21 protein-coding genes and 1 pseudogene are annotated in these 22,223 nt (G+C 73.4%); 13 read left to right on the top strand and 9 right to left on the bottom strand.

Annotated features, from left to right (window positions below; genetic code table 11):
• Positions 1-5: 5 nt before the first annotated feature.
• A complete protein-coding gene (locus FHS34_RS17430; RefSeq protein WP_184966193.1) occupies positions 6-590 on the top strand; it encodes a hypothetical protein in 585 nt (194 codons plus the stop codon).
• Between the two features lie 7 nt (positions 591-597).
• Here FHS34_RS17430 and FHS34_RS17435 read toward each other — a convergent pair whose 3' ends face one another.
• The 5 genes from FHS34_RS17435 to FHS34_RS17455 all read right to left on the bottom strand — a co-directional run bounded on the left by FHS34_RS17435 (position 598) and on the right by FHS34_RS17455 (position 4,242).
• Entirely contained in the window at positions 598-972 is a 375-nt protein-coding gene (locus FHS34_RS17435) for a roadblock/LC7 domain-containing protein (protein WP_184966195.1), read from the bottom strand.
• Positions 973-982: 10 nt separating this feature from the next.
• Positions 983-1,474: a roadblock/LC7 domain-containing protein gene (locus tag FHS34_RS17440; RefSeq protein WP_184966203.1), complete on the bottom strand. Its 492-nt coding sequence runs from the start codon at positions 1,472-1,474 to the stop codon at positions 983-985.
• 31 nt (positions 1,475-1,505) lie between these two features.
• Positions 1,506-2,321: a transcriptional regulator gene (locus FHS34_RS17445; RefSeq protein ID WP_184966205.1), complete on the bottom strand. Its 816-nt coding sequence runs from the start codon at positions 2,319-2,321 to the stop codon at positions 1,506-1,508.
• The gene (locus FHS34_RS17450; RefSeq protein ID WP_184966207.1) at positions 2,318-2,701 is read right to left on the bottom strand and encodes a hypothetical protein; all 384 of its coding nucleotides are present in this window, start codon (positions 2,699-2,701) and stop codon (positions 2,318-2,320) included. Before FHS34_RS17450 ends, FHS34_RS17445 begins: the two co-directional genes overlap by 4 nt.
• Before the next feature lie 179 nt (positions 2,702-2,880).
• Positions 2,881-4,242 (bottom strand): type III PLP-dependent enzyme domain-containing protein, encoded by a 1,362-nt coding sequence (locus FHS34_RS17455; RefSeq protein ID WP_184966381.1) that lies wholly within the window; start codon positions 4,240-4,242, stop codon positions 2,881-2,883.
• 150 nt (positions 4,243-4,392) lie between these two features.
• On the opposite strand from FHS34_RS17455, the gene hutU reads away from it, so the two are divergent.
• Genes hutU through hutI form a run of 4 tightly spaced genes read left to right on the top strand, consistent with a single transcriptional unit; the run spans position 4,393 to position 9,810 of the window.
• The gene (gene hutU, locus FHS34_RS17460; RefSeq protein WP_184966209.1) at positions 4,393-6,057 is read left to right on the top strand and encodes a urocanate hydratase; all 1,665 of its coding nucleotides are present in this window, start codon (positions 4,393-4,395) and stop codon (positions 6,055-6,057) included.
• The gene (locus FHS34_RS17465) at positions 6,054-7,271 is read left to right on the top strand and encodes an allantoate amidohydrolase (RefSeq protein ID WP_184966211.1); all 1,218 of its coding nucleotides are present in this window, start codon (positions 6,054-6,056) and stop codon (positions 7,269-7,271) included. The genes hutU and FHS34_RS17465 overlap by 4 nt, the downstream gene beginning before the upstream one ends.
• The gene (locus tag FHS34_RS17470) at positions 7,268-8,605 is read left to right on the top strand and encodes a formimidoylglutamate deiminase (protein WP_184966213.1); all 1,338 of its coding nucleotides are present in this window, start codon (positions 7,268-7,270) and stop codon (positions 8,603-8,605) included. The genes FHS34_RS17465 and FHS34_RS17470 overlap by 4 nt, the downstream gene beginning before the upstream one ends.
• Positions 8,606-8,634: 29 nt before the next feature.
• Positions 8,635-9,810 carry an imidazolonepropionase gene (hutI, locus tag FHS34_RS17475; RefSeq protein ID WP_184966214.1) on the top strand — a complete coding sequence of 392 codons (1,176 nt, stop codon included), beginning with the start codon at positions 8,635-8,637 and terminating at the stop codon, positions 9,808-9,810.
• A 286-nt stretch (positions 9,811-10,096) separates the two neighbouring features.
• On the opposite strand, the pseudogene FHS34_RS17480 reads toward hutI, so the two are convergent.
• Positions 10,097-10,308: pseudogene (locus FHS34_RS17480) on the bottom strand (EamA family transporter); the annotation flags it as partial.
• 162 nt (positions 10,309-10,470) lie between these two features.
• The gene (locus FHS34_RS17485) at positions 10,471-11,367 is read right to left on the bottom strand and encodes an RNA polymerase sigma factor SigF (RefSeq protein WP_184966216.1); all 897 of its coding nucleotides are present in this window, start codon (positions 11,365-11,367) and stop codon (positions 10,471-10,473) included.
• 245 nt (positions 11,368-11,612) lie between these two features.
• Here FHS34_RS17485 and FHS34_RS17490 point away from each other — a divergent pair, with 245 nt between their 5' ends.
• The 6 genes from FHS34_RS17490 to FHS34_RS17515 all read left to right on the top strand — a co-directional run bounded on the left by FHS34_RS17490 (position 11,613) and on the right by FHS34_RS17515 (position 17,536).
• A complete protein-coding gene (locus FHS34_RS17490) occupies positions 11,613-11,990 on the top strand; it encodes an STAS domain-containing protein (protein ID WP_184966218.1) in 378 nt (125 codons plus the stop codon).
• Between the two features lie 379 nt (positions 11,991-12,369).
• Positions 12,370-12,939 (top strand): ATP-binding protein, encoded by a 570-nt coding sequence (locus FHS34_RS17495; protein WP_184966220.1) that lies wholly within the window; start codon positions 12,370-12,372, stop codon positions 12,937-12,939.
• A 166-nt stretch (positions 12,940-13,105) separates the two neighbouring features.
• Positions 13,106-13,840 carry an LPXTG cell wall anchor domain-containing protein gene (locus tag FHS34_RS17500; RefSeq protein WP_184966222.1) on the top strand — a complete coding sequence of 245 codons (735 nt, stop codon included), beginning with the start codon at positions 13,106-13,108 and terminating at the stop codon, positions 13,838-13,840.
• A gap of 149 nt (positions 13,841-13,989) precedes the next feature.
• The gene (locus FHS34_RS17505) at positions 13,990-15,126 is read left to right on the top strand and encodes a COG1470 family protein (protein WP_308288297.1); all 1,137 of its coding nucleotides are present in this window, start codon (positions 13,990-13,992) and stop codon (positions 15,124-15,126) included.
• A complete protein-coding gene (locus FHS34_RS17510) occupies positions 15,123-16,235 on the top strand; it encodes a hypothetical protein (protein ID WP_184966224.1) in 1,113 nt (370 codons plus the stop codon). The genes FHS34_RS17505 and FHS34_RS17510 overlap by 4 nt, the downstream gene beginning before the upstream one ends.
• A 2-nt stretch (positions 16,236-16,237) precedes the next feature.
• Complete coding sequence (locus FHS34_RS17515; RefSeq protein ID WP_221509010.1) at positions 16,238-17,536, top strand: hypothetical protein; 1,299 nt, start codon at positions 16,238-16,240, stop codon at positions 17,534-17,536.
• 92 nt (positions 17,537-17,628) lie between these two features.
• Here the strand turns inward: FHS34_RS17515 and FHS34_RS17520 are convergent, their stop codons facing one another.
• Positions 17,629-19,134, bottom strand: coding sequence for a peptide MFS transporter (locus FHS34_RS17520; protein ID WP_184966226.1), 1,506 nt, complete (start codon positions 19,132-19,134; stop codon positions 17,629-17,631).
• A 500-nt stretch (positions 19,135-19,634) separates the two neighbouring features.
• Here FHS34_RS17520 and FHS34_RS17525 point away from each other — a divergent pair, with 500 nt between their 5' ends.
• Together FHS34_RS17525 and FHS34_RS17530 are read left to right on the top strand one after the other, a co-directional pair.
• Positions 19,635-20,312, top strand: coding sequence for a response regulator transcription factor (locus FHS34_RS17525; RefSeq protein ID WP_030615631.1), 678 nt, complete (start codon positions 19,635-19,637; stop codon positions 20,310-20,312).
• A gap of 33 nt (positions 20,313-20,345) precedes the next feature.
• Positions 20,346-21,617, top strand: coding sequence for a sensor histidine kinase (locus tag FHS34_RS17530; protein WP_184966228.1), 1,272 nt, complete (start codon positions 20,346-20,348; stop codon positions 21,615-21,617).
• Between the two features lie 84 nt (positions 21,618-21,701).
• On the opposite strand, the gene FHS34_RS17535 is transcribed toward FHS34_RS17530, so the two are convergent.
• Positions 21,702-22,205: a GtrA family protein gene (locus FHS34_RS17535; protein WP_184966230.1), complete on the bottom strand. Its 504-nt coding sequence runs from the start codon at positions 22,203-22,205 to the stop codon at positions 21,702-21,704.
• Positions 22,206-22,223 lie beyond the last annotated feature (18 nt).

Below are 22,223 nucleotides of genomic sequence, written 5' to 3' on the forward strand. Positions count from 1 at the left end.
CCGGCGTGGCGCGCGGAGGACAGGGGCTGGCACGGCTCGCCGTCGTCGTACGGGCGGGTGCCGCGCCGCTGTGGTGGCTCGGAGTGGCCGCCGCGGGGATCGGTGTCGTACCGGAGGGGGTGACCGGGCGCCGGATCGGCGTGCCGGCCGGGGCGGCGCTGTTCCTGATCGGCGCGGCCGGCGTGGCGCTGGCCCGCCGGGGCCGGTACGCCGCCCTCGCCCGCGAGGCGGCCCGCGCGGGCAAGTACGACGTGCTGCAGGACCGGGCGGTGACCGTCCGCGCCTGGCGCCGGGGGCACCGCTGGTGGCTGCTGCTGGGCTGGGCGGTCGCGCTCGGCTCCGCCTTCGTGGTGCCCGCGGCCGGCGGCATGCTGCTGGCCGGGCTCGGCACCGGGCTGTGGCTGAAGGCCGCCTGGCTCGGGCGGCTGGAGCGGACCGGTGAGACCCTGCTGTGGGTGCGCGTCGACCGGCTCGACCGGCGCGGCGGGCGGCCGGCGGGCCGGGCCGTGAAGGGCCTGCGCGGCACGGGCATCGCGGCCGGCGACGCGGCCCCGGGCGGGGCCCGCCGCCGTACCGCGGCCGTGGTCTGACCGCTCGTCAGACCTCCAGGTCCTCCTCGATCTTCTTCAGCTGGTGCCGGGCCATCGCCAGGTTGGCCCGGCTCGCGTCCAGCACCAGGTAGAGGAACAGGCCGTTGCCGCCGCGGCTCTTGAGCAGGCGGATCAGGTGGTACTGGTCGGACAGGCTGATGAGGATGTCCTCGATCTCGCCCTTGAGGCCCAGCATCTCCATCGTGCGCATCTTGGCGCGGATCACGTCGGTGTTGCCGGCGGCGGCCACGTTCAGGTCGAAGCTCTTGCTGCCGCCCATCGTGCCCAGCGCCATCCCGCTGGTGTAGTCGACGAGCGCGACGCCGGTGGTGCCCTCGATGGAGGTGAGGGCTTCCTTCAGCGCGGTTTCGGTGTTGGCCATGATGGTCCTCTCAGCTGTCTGTCGCGGTGCGTGTTTCGGCGGCCGTGGTGCGTGGCGCGCGTGCGGTACGGGATCGTGCGGGTGGGATTCGGGCGGCCGTGGGTACGGCCCGGGCGGCGGCCTCGGCGGCGTCCAGCACCTCCCCGATGCGGGCGCCGGACCGGCGGCCCTCCAGGTGCAGCCGGCCGACGTTGACCCGGTCCTGGGCGAGCAGCGTCAGGACGGCGGTGCGGCCGGCCGCGTAGGTGGCGATGTAGCCGCGTTCGCCGCGCACCAGCAGCTCCCGGAAGCCGCCGTTGCCGGTGGCGTCGGCCACCCGCACGGCGACGCCGAGCGCCGCGGCGGTGAGCGCGGACAGGCCCTCCGGGTCGACGCCGGGGGTGTCGTGGGCGACGACGAGGCCGTCGACGCCCGCCGCGAGCGCGCCGGTGAGCTGCGGTACCCGGGTGCGCAGCCGGCGCAGCTCGTCCAGGACGGTCTGCAGGTCCTCTTCGGCCACCATCGGGTGTCTCCTCTCGGCGGGGCGGTGCCGTTCAAAGCGCCTCAAGCGCATCCCTGAGCCTCTTCAGCAGCGCGATGTCGGGGTCGGTGGTGACCTGGTGGGGCGGAAGTGGTACGGGGGCCGGTGGCGCCGGTGCCGTCGGCGACACATGCCCGGCCGCGGTGAGCCGGCGCACGTCGACCAGCGTGTGGTATGCCTGCCGGCCCAGGTTCCGGGCGATGTCGGCGGCGGTGCGCAGGCCGTCCACGCGGTCCAGGACGGCCCGTTGCCGGGGGGTGACCGGTGCGGCCGGGGCACGGCCGGCGGCCGGGTCCGCGCGGATCAGCGGGGTGCTGTCGGCGGCCGGGTCGGGCCACAGCCGGTGCAGCAGCAGGCGGCGGCGGAGTGTCTCCCGCTCCAGCGCCACGACCGGGACCGAGGGCAGTGGGCCGGGCCGGGGTGCGGGGTCGTACCGGAAGCGGCCCGGGGTGCTGCTCGGTGCCAGCGCGAAGTACCCGGCGTCGTACAGCGCGTCCAGGTGGCACAGCTCCAGCGCCCCGGTGGGCAATATGCCCGAGCGCAGCAGGAGTTCGGCCGCGTGCAGGGGGCCCGGGGTCTGTGCGGCGGCCTGCTGCCAGGCGGCACCCGCGAGGGTGCCGTGGGCCGTGAGGAGCACGTCGAGGCCGGGTGCGTGGGGGCTCTCTGCGTGCACCACCCGGCCTTCGGCGAGGTAGAGGACGCCGTGTTCGCGGACCAGGACGCCGGTGGCCCGCTCCTCGGCGAGCCGGGTCAGCATCGGGGACAGCGCGCGCGTGGCCTGTCGGTCCCGCACCGGCAGGGCCGGCGGAGTGGTCCTGACCATGGTCATCCCAGCACCAGCCGGGCGGCCATCTCGCCGAGCCGGATGCGGGCGAGCGCGAGGTTGCCGTCCTCGCGGCCGAGCCACAGGTGCAGGAACACGCTGCTGTCGAAGGACGTGTCCACGAAGCGCAGCAGGTGATAGCTGTCGCCGTTGCTGATGATCACGTCCTCCACCGGTGGCAGTTCGTCGCCGTGCGCGGCGAAGGTGCCGTGTTCTGCGGCCATCCGGGCCAGTTCGGCGGCCTCGGCCGCGGTCGTCTCGTGATCGCCGCCGGGGGCGTCCCCGACCGTGCCGAGGGCCAGTCCGCTGGTCCAGTCGACCAGCGCGGCCCCCCGGGCACCGGGCAGCCGCATCGCTTCCAGTAGGCACTCGTCGATTCCGGGCACCGTGGCTCCCCTCCCGCCTGGGACTCCGGCTGAGTGACGTTGACACTACGCAACGTGTGCGCGAGAGGTGAGGCCTTTGGCATTTTCCGGTGGAACATGCGTCCGGCGTACTAGGGTTGGTCAACTGAGGTGTGTCACAACGCCGTTGAACCATTTGTTCGAGGGGCGGCCGGAGTGCGTCAACGGCTCGCGGGCGTGCGCAGGGTGGTGAGCGCGGACGCATGCGCCCCACCGGATTCCGCCACCACCTCGGCGACGGTCTGCGCCTCCCGCACGGTCGCGAACACCATGCCGCCGTCGCCGACCGGCGCGTAGCCGTGGATGCCGGGCCGGGCGAGGGAGTTGTAGGCGTAGTGGTGGGCGAAGTAGTACGCGCCGGTGTCCAGCGCCGCCGCGTAGTCGCCCTGCTCCAGCGGGGGCAGCGCGCGTCCCTCGGCGAGCAGGTCGCCGGAGAAGCAGGCCGGCCCGGCGATGTCCTGCTCCACCTCCGGCCCGGTCTTCGGCCGTCCCGTGGCGTCGTACGCGGCGATCCGGAGCGGCCAGGTGCCCGGCGCGTACACGGTCCGCGTCGCCACCTGCACACCCGCGTGCGTCACCGCGATCCGCCGTCCGCCCGCGCTCTTGGCGTACTCCACCCGGGCCACCACCGTCCCCTGCTTGGCCAGCAGCGACCGTCCGAACTCGGTCACCAGTCCGTACCGCCCGTCGAACAGCCCCGGCACCTCGCCGGCCAGCAGCCGCGCGTACTGCGCGTACGACGGTGTCGTCCCCTCCGACGCGAGGTTCACCGGCAGTCCGCCCCCGATGTCGATCGTGTCGACCTGCCGCCGCCCGGCGGCGGCGTTGATCTCCTCGGCGAGCGCGTACGCCTCCGCCACCCCCCGGCCCAGCAGCGACAGCGGGACGCCCTGGGAGCCGGTGTGCGCGTGCAGCCGGGTCAGCCACGGCCGCTCCGTGTACGCGCGCACGACCCAGGCGCGCGCCCCTTCGTCCCGCAGCGCCACCCCGAACTTCGAGGTCCGCGTGGCCGTCGAGGTCGCCCCGATGGTGCCGGCGCCGATCTGCGGGTTGACCCGGAGGCCGAGCGGGGACCGGGTGGGCGCGGATCCGACCAGGGCGTCCAGGCGGTCCAGCTCCTGCGGGTTGTCCGCGTTCACGGCGATGCCGAGGGCCAGCGCCTCGCGCAGCTCCGCCCGGGTCTTCGCCGGTGAGTCCAGCACCGTCCGGGCGGGCGGCACCCCGGCGGCCCGGGCCAGCGCCAGCTCGCCGGGGCTCGCCACCTCCGCGCCGATGCCCGCCTCGTGCAGCAGCCGCACCACGGGCACCAGCGGGGTCGCCTTCACCGCGAAGGCGTGCAGCACCGGCGTGCCGGGTGCCGTGACCGCGTCGAAGGCGGCCCGCAGGTCCGCCGCCGCCCGCTGGATGCCGACGACGTCCAGCAGCCCGACCACGGCCGCGTCCGGCCCCAGCAGCCCCTGCTCGACCGCGGCCCGCACCGCCCGGTCGCGGCGGGCGGCGCGCTCCCGTGCCTCGCGCTCCATGTCGTGTTCCACGGCTTCCCCGTCCTGTGTCGGCCACCGGTGCTTCCAGCCAAACACCCGCGACGCGCGGACGGGGCCGCCTCGACGTATTGACTAGCTCTATTCAGAGGGACAGGATGTGAATAGACATAGGCATGGAGGAGGCAGACGATGTCGGGACCCCGCCCCGTACGAGCACCGCGCGGCACGGAACTGAGCACCCTGGGATGGCAGCAGGAGGCCGCCCTGCGGATGCTCCAGAACAACCTCGACCCCGAGGTCGCCGAGCACCCCGACAAGCTCGTCGTCTACGGCGGCACCGGCAAGGCGGCCCGTGACTGGCGCTCCTTCGACGCCATGGTCCGCACGCTGCGCACCCTCAAGCAGGACGAGACCATGCTGGTCCAGTCCGGCCGCCCGGTCGGCGTGATGCAGACCCACGAGTGGGCCCCGCGCGTCCTCATCGCCAACTCCAACCTGGTCGGCGACTGGGCCAACTGGGAGGAGTTCCGCCGTCTGGAGGCCCTCGGCCTGACCATGTACGGCCAGATGACCGCCGGCTCCTGGATCTACATCGGCACCCAGGGCATCCTCCAGGGCACCTACGAGACCTTCGCCGCCGTCGCCGCGAAGAAGTTCGGCGGCACCCTCGCCGGCACGATCACCCTCACCGCCGGCCTCGGCGGCATGGGCGGCGCCCAGCCGCTGGCCGTCACCATGAACGACGGCGTCGCCATCTGCGTCGACTGCGACCCGCGCGCCATCGAGCGCCGCATCGAGCACCGCTACCTGGACGTGAAGGCCGACAGCCTGGAGCACGCCCTCCAGCTGGCCACCGAGGCCCGCGACCAGCGCAAGCCGCTCTCCATCGGTGTGCTGGGCAACGCGGCCGAGCTGGTCCCGCAGCTGCTGTCGATGGGCGCCCCCATCGACATCGTCACCGACCAGACCTCCGCCCACGACCCGCTGGCCTACCTGCCCGTCGGCGTCGCCTTCGAGGACATGGCCGACGCCGCCGCCAAGGACCCGGCGGGCTTCACCACGCGGGCCCGGGAGTCCATGGCCAAGCACGTCGAGGCGATGGTCGGCTTCATGGACGCCGGCGCCGAGGTCTTCGACTACGGCAACTCCATCCGCGGCGAGGCCCAGCTGGCCGGCTACGACCGCGCCTTCGCCTTCCCCGGCTTCGTCCCGGCCTACATCCGCCCCCTGTTCTGCGAGGGCAAGGGCCCCTTCCGCTGGGCCGCCCTGTCCGGCGAGGCCTCGGACATCGCCAAGACCGACAAGGCGCTCCTGGAGCTCTTCCCGGAGAACGAGTCCCTGCACCGCTGGATCAAGATGGCCGGCGAGCGCGTCCACTTCCAGGGCCTGCCCGCCCGCATCTGCTGGCTCGGCTACGGCGAGCGCGACAAGGCCGGCGAGCGCTTCAACGACATGGTGGCCTCCGGTGAGCTGGCGGCCCCGCTGGCCATCGGCCGCGACCACCTGGACTGCGGCTCCGTCGCCTCCCCGTACCGCGAGACCGAGGCCATGCTCGACGGCTCCGACGCGATCGCCGACTGGCCGCTGCTGAACGCCATGGTCAACGTGGCCTCCGGCGCCTCCTGGGTCTCCCTCCACCACGGTGGCGGCGTCGGCATGGGCCGCTCCATCCACGCCGGCCAGGTGACGGTCGCCGACGGCACGAAGCTCGGCGGGGAGAAGATCCGCCGGGTGCTGACCAACGACCCCGGCATGGGTGTCATCCGGCACGTGGACGCGGGGTACGACATCGCGGAGTCCGTCGCCGAGGAGCGCGGGGTCCGGGTGCCGATGCGCGAGGGTGACCAGGCGTGACCTTCCACAGCATGTGGGCGGAGCTGCTGCCGGTCGGCCGCGGCTCCGCCCCCGGCGGCTACCGCCGCTTCGCCTGGACCCCGGCCGACGCCGACTGCCGGGCCTGGTTCCGGGAACAGGCCGAGGCGCGGGGGCTGGCGTACGAGGTCGACCGGAACGGCAACCAGTGGGCCTGGCTCGGGGACCCGGCCGCCGGGGACGCCGTCGTCACCGGCTCCCACCTGGACTCCGTACCGGACGGCGGCGCCTTCGACGGGCCCCTCGGGGTCGTGTCCTCCTTCGCCGCGCTGGACGAACTGCGCGACAGGGGAGCGCGGTTCGACAAGCCGCTCGCCCTCGTCAACTTCGGGGACGAGGAAGGCGCCCGGTTCGGGCTCGCCTGTGTGGGCTCCCGCCTCACCGCCGGGCAGCTGACCGTCGAGCAGGCCCACCGGCTCACCGACGGCGAGGGGATCACGCTGCCGCGGGCCATGGAGGCCGCCGGCTACGACCCCGAGGCCATCGGGCCCGACCCCGAGCGGCTGGCCCGGATCGGCGCCTTCGTGGAGCTGCACGTCGAACAGGGCCGCGCGCTGGACCTGTCCGGCGACCGCGTGGGCGTCGCCAGCGCCATCTGGCCGCACGGACGGTGGCGGTTCGACTTCCGCGGCGAGGCCAACCACGCGGGCACCACCCGGCTGGCCGACCGCCGTGACCCGATGCTGCCGTACGCCGAGACCGTGCTCGCCGCCCGCCGCGAGGCCGAACTCGCCGGTGCCGTCGCCACCTTCGGCAAGATCTCCGTGGAGCCGAACGGCGTCAACGCCATCCCCTCCCTGGTGCGCGGCTGGCTCGACTCGCGCGCCGCCGGCCAGGACACCCTCGACACCGTCGTCAGCGGCATCGAGAAGGCGGCCCGGGAGTACGCCGACGCCCATGGCGTCGACCTCGACGTCGTCCGGGAGTCCTTCACCCCGGTCGTCGAGTTCGACCACGCCCTGCGCGACGAACTCGGCCGCATCCTGGGCAAGGACACCGGCCTGAAGGTGCCGGTCCTCGGAACCGGCGCCGGACACGACGCCGGGATCCTCTCCGGACGCGTCCCGACCGCCATGCTGTTCGTACGCAACCCCACCGGGGTCTCGCACTCCCCGGCCGAGTTCGCGGCCGAGGACGACTGCGTGGCCGGGGTGCGCGCACTCGCCGACGTACTGGAAGGGCTGGCCTGCAGGTGACCACGCGGACCTACTGGTTGGAGCACGCCTGGCTCGGCACCTACGTCGAGCCGGGGGTCGTGGTCGAGGTCGCGGACGGCCGGATCAGCGCCGTCCGCACGGACTCGCCCGCCCCGCCGCCCGGCGCCGAGGCGCTGCGCGGACTGACCCTGCCGGGCCTCGCGAACGCCCACTCGCACGCCTTCCACCGGGCACTGCGCGGCACCGTCCAGGTCGGCTCCGGGACCTTCTGGACCTGGCGCGAGGTGATGTACTCCGTCGCCGACCGGCTGACCCCGGAGACCTACCACGCCCTGGCGCGCGCGGTGTACGCCGAGATGGCCCTCGCCGGCATCACCTGTGCCGGCGAGTTCCACTACGTGCACCACGCCCCCGGCGGCACCCCCTACGCCGATCCCAACGCCATGGGCGAGGCGCTGATCGCGGCCGCCGCCGAGGCCGGCATCCGGATCACCCTCCTCGACACCTGCTACCTCTCCTCCGGCTTCGGGGCGCCGCCGGGCGCCGAGCAGCTGCGGTTCTCCGACGGCGACGCGGAGGCCTGGGCCGAACGCTGTGCACTTCTCAAGGAGCGGGACCACGCGCGGATCGGTGCGGCGATCCATTCCGTACGGGCCGTGCCCGCCGGTCAGCTGGGAACCGTGGCGCGCTGGGCCGAGGAGCGGCGGGCCCCGCTGCACGTGCACCTGTCGGAGCAGACCGCCGAGAACGACGCCTGCCTCGCCGCGCACGGCCGCACGCCCACCCGGCTGCTCGCCGACCACGGTGTCCTCGGGCCGCGCACCACCGGCGTGCACAACACCCACCTCACCGACGAGGACATCGCCCTGCTCGGCGGCTCCGGCACCGGCACCTGCATGTGCCCCACCACCGAGCGGGACCTGGCCGACGGCATCGGCCCGGCCGTCGCCCTCCAGCGGGCCGGCTCCCCGCTCTCCCTCGGCTCCGACAGCCACGCCGTCATCGACCTGCTCGAAGAGGCGCGCGCGATGGAGCTGAACGAGCGGCTGCGCACCCGCACCCGGGGCCACTGGACGGCCGCGGCGCTGCTGCGGGCCGCCACCGCCGACGGCCACGCCGCCCTCGGCTGGGACGAGGCCGGCACCATCGAGCCCGGAGCGCTCGCCGACCTGACGACGATCGCCCTGGACTCGGTCAGGACGGCCGGGCCGCTGCCCAGGCTGGGCGCCGAGACGGCCGTATTCGCGGCGGGCGCGGCGGACGTACGGCACACGGTCGTGGGCGGCCGGCACGTCGTACGCGACGGGGCGCACACGCTCGTGCCGGACGTGCCCCAGGCGCTCGCCGCCGCAGTCGAAGCCCTGCGGGGCTGAGGAACGCCGACCCCCACGAGGACGACACCATGAGCAGCAGCACCGTCATCACCAACATCGCCACGCTGGTCACCAACGACCCCTCCCTCGGCGACGGTTCCCCCCTCGGTCTGATCCAGGACGCGGCCGTCGTCGTCGACGGCGACCGCGTCGCGTGGACCGGTGAGTCGAGCAAAGCACCCGCCACTGACAACCGGGTCGACGCGGGCGGCCGGGCGGTGCTGCCCGGCTTCGTGGACTCTCACTCCCACCTGGTGTTCGCGGGCGACCGGACGCAGGAGTTCAACGCCCGCATGTCCGGCCGCTCCTACACCGCGGGTGGCATCCGCACCACGGTCGCGGCCACCCGGGCCGCGAGCGACGCGGAACTGGAGGCGAACCTCACCCGTTACCTCGGCGAGGCCCTGCGCCAGGGCACGACGACGTTCGAGACGAAGTCGGGCTACGGCCTCACCGTCGAGGACGAGTCCCGCGCCCTGCGCATCGCGGCGCGCCACACCGACGAGGTGACGTACCTCGGCGCGCACATCGTCTCCCCGGACCACGCCGACGACCCGGCGGCCTATGTCGCCCTGGTCACGGGCGAGATGCTGGACGCCTGCGCGCCGCACGCCCGCTGGATCGACGTGTTCTGCGAGAAGGGCGCCTTCGACGGCGACCAGGCCCGTGCGATCCTCACGGCCGGCAAGGCCAGGGGCCTGCACCCGCGCGTCCACGCCAACCAGCTCTCCTACGGCCCCGGCGTCCAACTCGCCGTCGAGCTGGACGCGGCCAGCGCCGACCACTGCACCCACCTCACGGACGCGGACGTCGACGCCCTCGCGAACGGCGACACGGTCGCCACCCTGCTGCCGGGCGCCGAGTTCTCCACCCGGGCCGAGTGGCCGGACGCCCGCCGTCTGCTGGACGCGGGCGTGACGGTCGCGCTCTCCACGGACTGCAACCCGGGCTCGTCCTTCACCTCGTCGGTGCCCTTCTGCATCGCCCTGGCCGTCCGCGACATGCGGATGACGCCGGACGAGGCGGTCTGGTCGGCCACGGCGGGCGGTGCCGCAGCCCTCCGCCGCACCGACATCGGCCGGATCACCCCGGGCGCCCGCGCCGACCTGACGCTGCTCGACGCCCCGAGCCATGTCCACCTGGCCTACCGGCCGGGGGTGCCGCTGGTCAGCGGGGTGTGGCGCGGGGGCGTACGCGTCGTCTGACCGGCGGTCAGGAACCCCGGACGGGCGCGGCGGCCACCCCGCCGCCCGCTCCCGCCCCGGCGTCCGTCTCGCCGTCCGTTCCCGTCCCCGCGTACGTCCCGGCGTCCGCTCCGGACCCGGCGACCGCCCCGCCGTCCGCTCCGGACCCGGCGACCGCCCCGCCGCCCGCTCCGGACCCGGCGACCGCCCCGCCGCCCGCTCCGGACCCGGCGACCGCCCCGCCGCCCGCTCTGGACCCGGCGACCGCCCCGGCGTCCGCTCCCGCTCCGGTGGTCCCCCGTTCCCGGTCCGCCGTCGTCCGGCCCCACGCCGTACCGGCGAGCACCAGGACCGCGCCGAGCAGTCCGGGTACGCCCGGCCGGTCGCCGCCCACGGCGATGCCGACGGCCGCGGCCCACACCGGCTCCGTGCCGAGCAGCAGGCTGACCCGGGACGGAGAGGTGCGCCGGACCGCCGCATCTGCACGAAGAACGCGAACAGCGTGCAGCACACGGACAGGGCGGTGTGACGGCCGGCGCGCCGGGTACCCACCACCCGGTGAGTTGGGCCCCGGGACACGGCGAAGCGGCCCGGCGCTGTCGCCGGGCCGCTTCCCGCAGGCCGTTCTGGTGGTCCGTCGTCACGGGCCGCTCCGGGCCGTTTCCACGGTCCGGACGGAGGTCACTCGTCCAGCGTCAGCCCCTTGCGGAGCCGTACCAGCGTGCGCCCGAGCAGCCGGGACACGTGCATCTGGGAGATGCCCAGCTCCTCGCCGATCTCCGACTGGGTCATGTTCGCCACGAAGCGCAGGGAGAGGATCTTCCGGTCCCGGGGCGGGAGGTCGGCGATCAGAGGCTTCAGCGACTCGATGTACTCGATGCCCTCGAGCCCGTGGTCCTCGTAACCGATGCGGTCCGCGAGCGCGCCCTCGGAGTCGTCCTCGTCGGGCTGGGCGTCCAGCGAGGAGGCGGTGTACGCGTTCGAGGCGGCCATGCCCTCGACGACCTCGTCGTTGGAGATGCCCAGGCGCTCGGCGAGTTCCGCGACCGTGGGGGCGCGGTCCAGCTGCTGTGCCAGCTCGTCGCCCGCCTTGGCGAGGTCGAGCCGCAGCTCCTGCAGCCTGCGCGGGACGCGCACGGACCACGAGGTGTCACGGAAGAACCGCTTGATCTCGCCGATGATGGTCGGCATCGCGAAAGTGGGGAACTCCACACCGCGGGACAGCTCGAAGCGGTCGATCGCCTTGATCAGGCCGATGGTGCCGACCTGGATGATGTCCTCCATCGGCTCGCTGCGGGAGCGGAAGCGGGAGGCGGCGAACTTGACGAGCGCGAGGTTGAGCTCGACGAGGGTGTTGCGGACGTACGAGTACTCGTGCGTCCCTTCCTCCAGCGACTCCAGCCGCTCGAAGAGGGTCTTGGACAGGGCCCGGGCGTCGACCGGGCCGATCTCGTCGTACGGGGGGATCTCCGGGAGACCCTCGAAGAGATCGAGAGGATAGATGGGATGATCCAGTTGTTCCGGTGGGGGTGTCGACGTCGCGATCGGGGTATGCGATTCGTCGAGCCGGGGTGACATGGGTGTCCTCCATCGTTCTCGGCATATGGCTGCCGAAGCCAGTACGTGCACTGCGGTGTGCGGCGCCTCCGAAGCCGGCGTGTAGGAATGTGTGTCCTTCTAGCCCTACCCGCTGCACGCGGCGAGTCGCAAGTGCGTTCCGTGACGATATGTCCGTTTGTGTGCGGTTGTTCGGGTGTCGGAGTGCGCAAGGAAGGCGTAATGTTCGAGGGCATCAGCAGCCACGACCTCGGGAGAGAGACGGCATGGACCACGGGACGGTCGGCAGCGCACAGTCGGGCCGGCTTCTGGTGGAGGTGCGGGAACAGGGCTCCAGCGCCGTTGTGACACCCGCGGGTGAGCTCGACCACCACACCGCCGATCTTTTGCGCGAGCCCCTCGAAGACCTTCTGGCCAAGGGCTTCTCGCGGCTCGTGGTGGATTGCTCACGCCTGGAGTTCTGCGACTCCACGGGCCTGAACGTGCTGCTAGGCGCCCGGCTGAAGGCGGACGCCGCCGGCGGCGGGGTCCACCTGGCCGGCATGCTGCCGGTGGTCGCCCGCGTGTTCGAGATCACAGGAGCCGAGGCGGTCTTCACCGTCCACGACTCCTTGGAGGCGGCGCTGGCCGACGGTGCCGACTGACCCGCCGCCCCCTCCCGTCCGGCCCGGCCCGTGTGCCGGCCCCGGCCGCGTTGCGCGTGTCACGTCCAATACGGGGGTGTTCCGCCGGATCGGTCGGGCAGGAGAGGGCAGAAGAAGGCAGGAGGCGTTCCGCCGGCCGTCGGATCCCATGGGAACCGGTGCACGGCCCGGACGGGACGTACGGACGAGCGACCTGGACGGAACGCGTGTCCGGCGGACGAGCGGGTACGGGAACCCGCCCGGACGGCGGGCGTACGGTGCCCGGCCGGCGGCCGGAGGCCGTGACGACCGGGCGGCGCCGACGGTGCCGGGCGTCCGGCCGGACTGTTGACCGGACTTTTTGAATCGTGAACTGGTGGATCGGTGAGGTGAAGCGCTGATGAGCACCACCCGGCCTTGCTCGCCGGGCGACCGCGGCCCGGAGCCCAGCGGCGCTTCCGGGGCGTCCGAGGTGGCTGTGCCGGCCGTCGGCGCAGCCGCGGGGGCAGCCGCGCCGTCCGTGCCGTCCGGGCCGACCGGCGGCACACCGCAGGCCCGTGGCCGGCAGGTGCGCAGACTCCGCCTGGAAGGCGAGAGCGCGGTCGTCCCGCTCGCCCGCGACTTCACGCGCCAGGCGCTGTACGCGTGGGAGTGGATGCCCGCCGCCACCGCCGACCAGCGGGCCGCGGCCGAGGACGTGCTGCTCGTCGTGTCCGAACTGGTCACCAACGCCTGCCTGCACGCCGAGGGTCCCGACGAACTGCGGCTCGCCTGCGACAACAAGGTGATCCGGATCGAGGTCTCCGACCGGGGCGCCGGACAGCCGGCCCCGCGCACCCCGCACCGCGCCGGACGCCCCGGCGGCCACGGCATGTTCATCGTGCAGCGGCTGTGCCTGGACTGGGGCGTGGTCCGGGTCACCGGGGCGCCGGGCAAGACGGTGTGGGCGGAACTGGGCGCGCCCGCCTGACCGACCCGGGCGGCCACCCGGGCCCCCGTCTCCACTCCGGCACCCCGTCACACACGCCGGATCGCGACAACTCCGGCGTGTGACGCGTCTTCCTTCCTCGCGACCCCGGGCGTACCTTGACGGCCGAATCTGATACGCCGTCAGGAATGAATGGGGTGGACCGAACGTGTCGTACCCGAACCGAACCGCCGCGCTCGCGTCCGCCGCGGCCCTGGCCGGCGCGGCGGTGCTGCTGGCCGCACCGGCGGCCCACGCCGACGTCGTCGACGTCAACTACCGCTGCCAGACGCCGATCGGCGTCAAGAGCGCCGTCTCGCCGATCGACATCAAGGGCGTCAAGAGCGGGACCGGCTACCGGATCACCATGTCCTGGCAGAAGGGCGTCTCCTCCAGTCCGGTCGAACTGGGCAAGGGGGCGATGAGCCCGAGCGCCACCATCCAGCTGGGCGGCGCCGACAGCGGCACCCTCGCGGTCAGCGGTCCCGCCAACTCCGCCGCCATCCCCGCCAACACCCCGATCAAGATCAGCGACTTGAGCGGCACCTACACGCCGAAGAAGACCGGCAAGGTCACCTTCACGGCGGGCACGCTCACCATCAAGGCGCTGGGTACGACGACGACCTGCACGCCGACCAACAGCCCCAAGGCGTCCCTCACCCTGGACGTGACAGCGGCCGGCGGTTCCTCGGGCGGCACCTCCGGCTCGGGCGGCGGCTCCGGTTCGGGCGGCGGCTCCGGTTCCGCCTCCGGGTCCGGCGGTTCGTCGGCCGGCGGGCAGCTTCCGCAGACCGGCCCCGAGGACTCCGCGGTGGCCCTCGGCACACTCGGCGGCACGGTCCTTCTCGCCGGTGCGGCGGGCACCCTGTGGCTGACCCGCCGCAACCGGACCACCCACCGCTGACGAACCCGGCCGCCCCACCCACCGCCGGCGGTTCCGTCCGCCCCACCCGCCGTCGCCCGGACCCGGCCGTCCCACCCGCCCCACCCGGCCCGCCCCGCCGCCCCGGCGCCGCCCGCTGAACCGCCCGGCCACCACCGCTGGAGCCGCCCATGCCGCCCGCCGCCCGCGCCCCCGGCCCGCCCCGACGCCCCCCGCGCACCGGGACCACGGCGGGCACCCCGAGCGACTCCCCTCCGGCCACCCCGGGCAGTGCGACCACGGCGGGCCGTCCGCGCTACCTGCGCCCCAGGGGCACCTCAAGGGCCAGGACCTCCCTGCGCACCCAGATCATCGCGGCCATTACCCGCCCCTCAAGCCCTACGGCCACCCTGCGCACCCCGGGCTCCTCCAGCCCCACGACCACCGGAGGCACCGCAGGCACCCCACGCCCGCCGAGCCCCACGGCCACCCGGCGCACCCCCTTCGCACTCATCGCCCTGCTCCTGCCGCTTCCCCTGCTCGCCGTCGGCCCGGCCGTCGCGGTGGGGGCGGGGGGCTGGGTGGTCGCGCCGGTGGGGGGCGGGCGGCCGGCGTTCTATGCCGAGGGGACGGCCGGGACGGTCCTGCGGGACACGGTGGCCGTGACCAACCCCGGCCGCACCCCGGTCACGGTCCGGCTGCGCGGTGACGGCGTCCCGGCGGTGTTCGCCCGGAGCGACCTGCGGATCCCGGCCCGCACCCGCGCTGAGGTGCCCTTCACGGTGACCGTGCCCCCGGACGCCGGACCCGGAGACCGCACCGGCGCGATCGTCGTGCGGGACGCGCACGGCCGTACCGCGACCGTGCCGGTCCGGCTGCGCGTCGGCGGCCCCGCACTCGCCGCGCTGACCGTCGAGCACCTCGCCGTGGGCGCCGACCGGATCACGTACGAGCTGGTCAACCGCGGTACGACCGTCCTCGTGCCCCGGCTCTCGGTGCGCGCCGACGGCGTCTTCGGCCGGGTCCTGGACCGTGCTCCGCGCACCCTGCCGGTCCGGCTGCCGCCGGGCGCCCGGCGCACGCTGAGCGAGCCGTGGGCCGGCCGGCCGGTGCTGGACGAGGTGCGGGTACGGCTGACGGTGACCGCGGCGGGCGGGGCACGCGACACCGCGGACACGTCGGCCGCGTTCGTGCCGTGGGGCGCGGTGACCGGCGGCTCGGCGGCGCTGGCCGCCGGTGCGGCCGTACTCCTCGGCCGGCGGCGCGGGCACCGCGCGCGGACCGCGCCCCGGTCCGCCGGGGCCGAGCCGACGGGAGCGGTGTCATGAGGCGGATCGTGTTGCCGGCGGTCGCCGCACTGCTGCTGACCCTGGCCGGGCCGGCCGGTCCCGTCCGGGCGGCGGACGGACCGTCCGTGACGCTGTCGGCCTCCCAGGCCGGCACCGGCGGCTCGGTCACCGTCAGCGGCACCGGCTGGCGGCCCCGCACCCTGCTGATGATGCTGGTCTGCGGGCGCGCCACCCCGGCCCGGGGTGTCATCGGCGGCACCAACTCCTGCGCGAACGGCGACGGCCGGGCCGTGACCACCGACGCCGACGGCCGCTTCAGCCGGCGGCTGCCGGTCGCCGAGCCGCCCGTGCCCTGCCCCTGCGTGGTCCACGTGGCCACCGTCACCGGCGCCCGGGCCGAGGCGGACACCGGGCTGGGGGTCGCCGGGCACCCGGTGGCCCCGCTGCCCGCCGAGCGCTCCGGGGGCCGGCTGGCCGTGCTCTCCGACACCCGGCTGACCGGGTCGAGCGGCCTGCTGACCTGGTTCGGGGCGCCACCGGGCCGCACCCTGGTCCTCACCGTCGGCAACACCGGCGCCGGCACGATCGAGAACCCGGTGTTCCAGGTCGGCACCGCGCACGGCGTCTTCGCTCCCGAGTGGGACGAGCGGCAGTGGCACGGCACCCTCGCGCCCGGCAAGAAGGCGCAGATCAGGCTGCCGGTCGAGCTGTCGGCGGGGGCGCACGGCGACTACACCGTGACGCTGCGGTACGGCGGCCGGGTGCTCGCCGAGCAGCCGTGGGGCGTGGGCCGGCCGTGGGGCGTGACGCTGTTCTGGATCCTGCTCTGCCTGGTCGTCCCGGCCGCGCTGTTCCGCGTCGGCATGGCCGTGGTGGACCGGGTCCGGCCGCGCCGCCCGGGAGCCACGCGCCACCGGCGAAGCCTGCCCCGGCCCGCCGCCCGCCCACGCCTGCCCCTGCCCCTGTTCCTGCGCCGCTCCCGCACCGCCGGCCCCCCGGCCTCCCCGGCCGACGCGGCCGTCACGACTCCGACCCTGCCGTGGTTCTCCCCGGACTCCGCTCCGGACGGCCCGGCCGGCCGGTCCTCCGCACCGCACGACGACAGCCCGACGAGTCCTACGACTCCCACCATGAAGGGACCCACGTGAGCATGCGAAGGAGAGGCACAAGGGCCGGGAGCACGGGCGCCCTGCTGGTGCTCTGTGCGGGGGGCGTCCTGCTGGGCCCGGCGGCGGCCCTCGCACAGGCGGCCGAGGTGTCGTACGCCACCCACTGCGTGCCGCCGGCCGGCATCGATCCCGTCGACGGCACCACCAAGGTCGAGATCACCGCGCCGGCCACGGCGAAGGTGGGCGACACGGTGGACATCGGGTGGAAGTTCGTCCAGGCCGCGTCCAGGAACCCGGACATCATCGACCTGCCCGCGAACTCCGTCCAGCCGTCCGGCGTGCTGAAGGCCGCCGGCGCGCAGACCGCCGACGTCGCGCTGCGAGGGCCCCGGGAGAACCCCGCGATCCCCAAGGGCGGCGCCATGGTGCTCTCCGACATGAAGGGCACCCTGAAGCTGACCGCCGCGGGCGAGGTGACGCTGACACCGGACGCGTACACCGTGAACGCGATGTCGACCGACACCAGGTGCACGCCCAAGGAGACCGTGCAGAAGGCGGCGACGATCCAGGTGACGGCGGGTGGCGGCGGCACGTCCACCGCGACTCCCACCCACTCCGCGACGCCCACCGGGTCCGCGACCCCGACGCACACCGCCACGGCCACCCCGACGGCGACCGGCGGCACCGGGCAGACCGACTTCACCGGCAAGGAGGTGCAGGTCCCGTACGCCTGCAAGACCCCGATCGGAGACAAGAACGCGACCTCGCCGGTGCAGATCGACGCGAAGAAGAGCGGCGGGAGCTATGCCCTCACCGTGCGGTTCAAGAAGTCGGTCATGGACAGCCCCGCCGAGATCCCGAAGGACTCCGTGAAGCCGTCCATGGAGGTGGTGCTGGGCGGCGCCGACAAGGGCACGGTGCATGTGGAGGGGCCGACCAACGCGAACCCGGTCAAGGCCGGCGACCCGATCGAGATTCCCGACCTCACCGGCACCTACAAGCCGGGGGCGAGCGGCTCCTCGACGCTGTCCCCGGGCGTGCTGACGGTCAAGGCGCTCGGTACGACCACGACGTGCACGCCGACGAAGACGGCGGTCTCGCTCACCCTGGACACCACCGGGCAGCCCGGCGGGGCGGCCGGCGGCACGTCGGTGTCGGGCGGCTCCGCGGTGTCGGGCGGTTCCTCGGGCTCGGCCGCGACCGGCGACGACGGCGGCCTCGCGGAGACCGGCGCGGGCGACCACGGCGCGCTGAAGGCCCTGGGCCTGGTGGCGGGGACGGCGATCCTGCTGGGCGGCGCGGTCTTCACGGCCCTGCCGGGACGCCGGGCCCGCCGGTAACTCCCACCGCACCGGCGGAAGCCGGGCCGGACACGACGGAGGGCCGTCGCACCCCAGGGTGCGACGGCCCTCCGTCTGCGGAGTCGCGAGGACTAGTTGACGTTGCCCATCAGCTTCTTGACCTTGTTGCGGTACATCCACACCGCGAAGCCGGCGACCACGGCGAGCACGGCCTCCAGGGCGACGAAGCCCATCTTGTCGAGGTTGACGCCACCGACGGCCGGGTTGGACAGCAGGGCGGTGACGGAGTCACCCGCGGTCACCGCGAGGAACCAGACACCCATCATCTGGGAGGCGTACTTCTGCGGCGCCATCTTCGTGGTCACGGACAGGCCGACCGGCGACAGCGTCAGCTCACCGATGGTCTGCACGAAGTAGATCGCGACCAGCCACATCGCAGCGGCCTTGTGACCGCCCTCGGCGATCGACAGCGGGGCGAGGAAGACGAAGAAGGAGGCACCCACCAGCACCAGGCCGGAGGAGAACTTCACGATCGTGCTCGGCTCCTTGCCGCGCCGGTTCAGCCACAGCCACAGCCAGGCGAAGACCGGCGCCAGGGCCATGATCATGACCGGGTTGACCGACTGGTACCAGGAGACCGGGAACTCCCAGCCGAAGACCGAGTTCTTGGCGTTCTCCTCGGCGAACAGCGACAGGGTCGAACCACCCTGGTCGTAGATCATCCAGAAGACGGCCGCGGCGACGAAGAACCAGATGTACGCCGACACCTTCGACCGCTCGGCGGTGTCCAGGTCCTTGTCCCGCAGGATGCGGCCGATGACCAGGATCGGCACGATCAGACCGATGAGGGTGAGCGGGATCAGCGCCCAGTTCAGGGTGAAGTGGCCGGTGCCGCCGACGATGCCGTAGAAGACCACGGCGACCGCCAGCCAGATCAGGCCCTTGCGCAGCGTGACGGCCTTCTCCTCGGCCGACAGCGGGGTCGGGACCTCGCTGCTCTTCGGGTTCAGGTGGCGACCGCCCAGCAGGTACTGGACCAGACCCAGCGCCATGCCGAGCGCGGCCAGCGCGAAGCCCAGGTGCCAGTTGACGTTCTCACCGACGGTGCCGATGACCAGCGGCGCGACGAAGGCGCCGAGGTTGATGCCGATGTAGAAGAGCGTGAAGCCACCGTCCCGGCGCGGGTCCTCCGGGCCGTCGTAGAGGTGGCCGACCATCGTGGAGATGTTGGCCTTCAGCAGACCCGAACCTATGGCGACGAGCACCAGGCCGACGTAGAAGCTCGCCGCGGCGGGCAGTGCCAGGCACAGGTGGCCGAGCATGATGATCAGGCCGGAGACGGCGACCGTCTTGCGGGGGCCGAGCACACGGTCGGCGAACCAGCCGCCGGGCAGCGCGAGCAGGTACACGAGGGACAGGTACACCGCGTAGATCGCGCTGGCCGTGCCGGCGCTCAGGTGCAGGCCACCCGGGGCCACCAGGTACAGCGGGAGGAGAGCCCTCATGCCGTAGTAGGAGAAACGCTCCCACATCTCGGTCATGAAGAGGGTGGCCAGTCCGCGGGGGTGGCCGAAGAAGGTCTTCTCGGAACCGGGGGTGCCCGGTCGGACCGAGTCCTTCGTCAGGCTGGACGCCATGGTCGTTCCTTGCTCGTCGGGACGCGCGGCTGGAGCGTTGCGCGCCCGTTGGGGGTGTGGCCGGCACCGGCATGTCGGTCGTCCACCCCCACGCCCGGGGGGAGTCCGCTCCGGATCGCGGAGCGGCGGACGGCGACCACCGGGATCCACGCCCCACGACGCGTCGTCGCGTCCGGAGCCCGGCCAGAGGTCATTCCTTTCAAGGCTGATCTTGATCTTGACCAGCCCGTACACAAAAGAGACCTTCAGCGTCTACTGCGCGCCAAAGGCCCCCGGTGCGTACTACAGGCGTTCAGGTCACCATACGGCAGGACACTGCCGGATATGGAAGGACTTGAGACACGGATCACAGGTGTCGCGGGAACCGCGCGAAGGGATTCGAAGGTCCCCCCTACGATCGCATCCCCAGGTCAATGGTTCGTACCAGCGGGCTCCGAAGGTAAGAATCCCTGGAACCGATCACACCCCGGCACCGCGCGCGGGCGGTCTACCATCACTTCATGACTCGTGTACTGCTCGCCGAGGACGACGCGTCCATCTCGGAGCCGCTGGCCCGCGCCCTGCGCCGGGAGGGTTACGAGGTCGAGGTGCGCGAGGACGGACCCGCCGCGCTCGACGCCGGGATGCAGGGCGGTGTCGATCTGGTCGTGCTGGACCTGGGCCTGCCTGGCATGGACGGCCTGGAGGTCGCGCGCCGGCTGCGCGCCGACGGGCACACCGTGCCGATCCTCATCCTGACCGCGCGGGCCGACGAGGTGGACACCGTCGTCGGTCTGGACGCGGGCGCCGACGACTACGTCACCAAGCCCTTCCGGCTCGCCGAACTGCTCGCCCGGGTGCGGGCGCTGCTGCGGCGCGGCTCCGCGGAGCCGCAGCAGCCGCCGGCCACGCACGGGGTGCGGATCGACGTCGAGTCGCACCGGGCCTGGATGGGCGACGAGGAACTCCAGCTGACCGCCAAGGAGTTCGACCTGCTGCGGGTGCTGGTGCGGGACGCCGGCCGCGTGGTCACCCGGGACCAGCTGATGCGCGAGGTCTGGGACACCACCTGGTGGTCGTCGACCAAGACCCTCGACATGCACATCTCCTGGCTGCGCAAGAAGCTCGGCGACGACGCGGCGAACCCCCGGTACATCGCGACGGTGCGCGGCGTGGGCTTCCGGTTCGAGAAGAGCTGACCCGCGCCCGACGATCATCACAGGTAACCGACCATGCGCCGACGTCTCATCCAGTCCACCCTCGCCGTCGTCCTCGTGGTGATCGCCGTCTTCGGTGTCTCCCTCGTGATCGTCGAGACGCGGACGATCAGCAACAGCGCCCAGGAACGGGTGGAGTCGGAGGCGGTCCGGCTGGCCAGCATCGTGGACAGCAGGATCCTCGCCGCGGAGAACGTGAACGCGGACGTGCTGCGCAACCCGGTCAGCAAGGACCAGTACGCGGTCATCAGCATGCCCGGCCGGGCGCCCATCGAGATCGGCAGCAAGCCCGAGGGCGACACCATCCACTCCACGCAGCACGGTGAGGAGGGCGAGACGGTCACCGTGCAGGAGCCCCGCTCCGCCGTGACCCGCGAGGTCGGCCGGACCCTGCTGATCATCGGGCTGGTCGCGCTGCTCGCGGTGGTGGCGGCGGTGCTGCTCGCCGTGCGGCAGGCCAACCGGCTCGCCTCCCCGCTGACCGACCTCGCCGAGACCGCCGAGCGCCTCGGCTCCGGCGACCCCCGTCCGCGGCACAAGCGGTACGGCGTCCCCGAGCTGGACCGGGTCGCCGATGTGCTGGACTCCTCCGCCGAGCGGATCGGCCGCATGCTGACCGCCGAGCGGCGCCTCGCGGCCGACGCCTCCCACCAGCTCCGCACACCGCTGACCGCGCTGTCCATGCGGCTGGAGGAGATCACCCTCACCGACGATCCGGACACGGTGAAGGAGGAGGCCACCATCGCGCTGACGCAGGTGGAACGGCTGACCGACGTGGTGGAGCGGCTGCTGACCAACTCGCGCGACCCGCGCACCGGCTCCGCGGTCTCCTTCGAGCTGGACGAGGTCATCCAGCAGCAGCTCGCCGAGTGGCGGCCCGCCTATCGCAGCTCCGGCCGGGCCGTCGTCAGCTCCGGCAAGCGGCACCTGACGGCGGTGGGCACGCCCGGCGCGGTCGCCCAGGTGCTGGCCGCCCTGATCGAGAACTCCCTCATGCACGGCGGCGGTACCGTCGCCCTGCGCACCCGGGTCACCGGCAACCAGGCCGTGATCGAGGTCACCGACGAGGGTCCGGGCGTACCGGCCGACCTCGGCGCGCGGATCTTCGAGCGCACGATCAGCGGACGGAACTCCACGGGTATCGGCCTGGCCGTCGCCCGGGACCTCGCGGAGGCCGACGGCGGCCGGCTGGAGCTGCTCCAGGCGCAGCCCCCGGTCTTCGGCCTGTTCCTCTCGCGCACGCCCCCGGCACGCAAGACGGACGAGGGCCGGCCGACGGTGCGCTGAGCGCCCCGAAGGGGGCGCGGGGAACGTCGCGACCGGCCACGATGTGCGCCGCGGACGGCCGCCGGCCCCTCGCGGCCGGGCTGCTTACGGAACGCGCTGCCGCGGTGCAGGCTGCTGCGACTCCTGCTTCAGGATCGATTCCGCGCCGGCCACGGCCTCCCGGGCCGGCAGCGTCCGGAACACCCAGCTGCGGTACGACCAGAACCGGAACAGGGTCGCGACGCCGATGCCGACGAACTTGAAGACGTTGCTCTGCAGCGGGGTGTCCCAGCCGAAGCCGTAGGTCGCCGCGTACAGCACGCCGTTCTCGATCACCAGGCCGACCGCGCTGAACAGCAGGAACAGCGTGAGTTCCTTGGTGCGCCCGCTCTTGTCGCGGTCCCGGTAGGTCCAGTACCGGAAGCCGACGTAGTTGAAGACGATCGCCACGACGGTCGCGATGATGCTGGCGCGCACCACCGGCAGCTCGGAGACGTGCCTGACCAGGTTGAACACACCGAGATTGACCAGGACGCCGGCGCCGCCGACGGCACCGAACTTGACCACCTCACGTACGAGCCGTTGCAGCCCCGAGGAACGAGGTTCCATGGCGGTGCGGCTCCCGTC

This window comes from Streptomyces echinatus, from assembly GCF_014203595.1.
Taxonomy (GTDB): Bacteria; Actinomycetota; Actinomycetes; order Streptomycetales; family Streptomycetaceae; genus Streptomyces; species Streptomyces echinatus.

Bases quoted from the DNA above. Each gene is read 5' to 3' on its own strand.
- FHS34_RS17485 (WP_184966216.1), bottom strand. From the start codon at position 11,367: ATGTCACCCCGGCTCGACGAATCGCATACCCCGATCGCGACGTCGACA.
- FHS34_RS17525 (WP_030615631.1), top strand. From the start codon at position 19,635: ATGACTCGTGTACTGCTCGCCGAGGACGACGCGTCCATCTCGGAGCCG.
- FHS34_RS17455 (WP_184966381.1), bottom strand. From the start codon at position 4,242: ATGGAGCGCGAGGCACGGGAGCGCGCCGCCCGCCGCGACCGGGCGGTG.
- FHS34_RS17510 (WP_184966224.1), top strand. From the start codon at position 15,123: ATGAGGCGGATCGTGTTGCCGGCGGTCGCCGCACTGCTGCTGACCCTG.
- FHS34_RS17490 (WP_184966218.1), top strand. From the start codon at position 11,613: ATGGACCACGGGACGGTCGGCAGCGCACAGTCGGGCCGGCTTCTGGTG.
- FHS34_RS17440 (WP_184966203.1), bottom strand. From the start codon at position 1,474: ATGGTGGCCGAAGAGGACCTGCAGACCGTCCTGGACGAGCTGCGCCGG.
- FHS34_RS17520 (WP_184966226.1), bottom strand. From the start codon at position 19,134: ATGGCGTCCAGCCTGACGAAGGACTCGGTCCGACCGGGCACCCCCGGT.
- hutU (WP_184966209.1), top strand. From the start codon at position 4,393: ATGTCGGGACCCCGCCCCGTACGAGCACCGCGCGGCACGGAACTGAGC.
- FHS34_RS17495 (WP_184966220.1), top strand. From the start codon at position 12,370: ATGAGCACCACCCGGCCTTGCTCGCCGGGCGACCGCGGCCCGGAGCCC.
- hutI (WP_184966214.1), top strand. From the start codon at position 8,635: ATGAGCAGCAGCACCGTCATCACCAACATCGCCACGCTGGTCACCAAC.
- FHS34_RS17435 (WP_184966195.1), bottom strand. From the start codon at position 972: ATGGCCAACACCGAAACCGCGCTGAAGGAAGCCCTCACCTCCATCGAG.
- FHS34_RS17445 (WP_184966205.1), bottom strand. From the start codon at position 2,321: ATGACCATGGTCAGGACCACTCCGCCGGCCCTGCCGGTGCGGGACCGA.
- FHS34_RS17535 (WP_184966230.1), bottom strand. From the start codon at position 22,205: ATGGAACCTCGTTCCTCGGGGCTGCAACGGCTCGTACGTGAGGTGGTC.
- FHS34_RS17530 (WP_184966228.1), top strand. From the start codon at position 20,346: ATGCGCCGACGTCTCATCCAGTCCACCCTCGCCGTCGTCCTCGTGGTG.
- FHS34_RS17515 (WP_221509010.1), top strand. From the start codon at position 16,238: ATGCGAAGGAGAGGCACAAGGGCCGGGAGCACGGGCGCCCTGCTGGTG.
- FHS34_RS17505 (WP_308288297.1), top strand. From the start codon at position 13,990: ATGCCGCCCGCCGCCCGCGCCCCCGGCCCGCCCCGACGCCCCCCGCGC.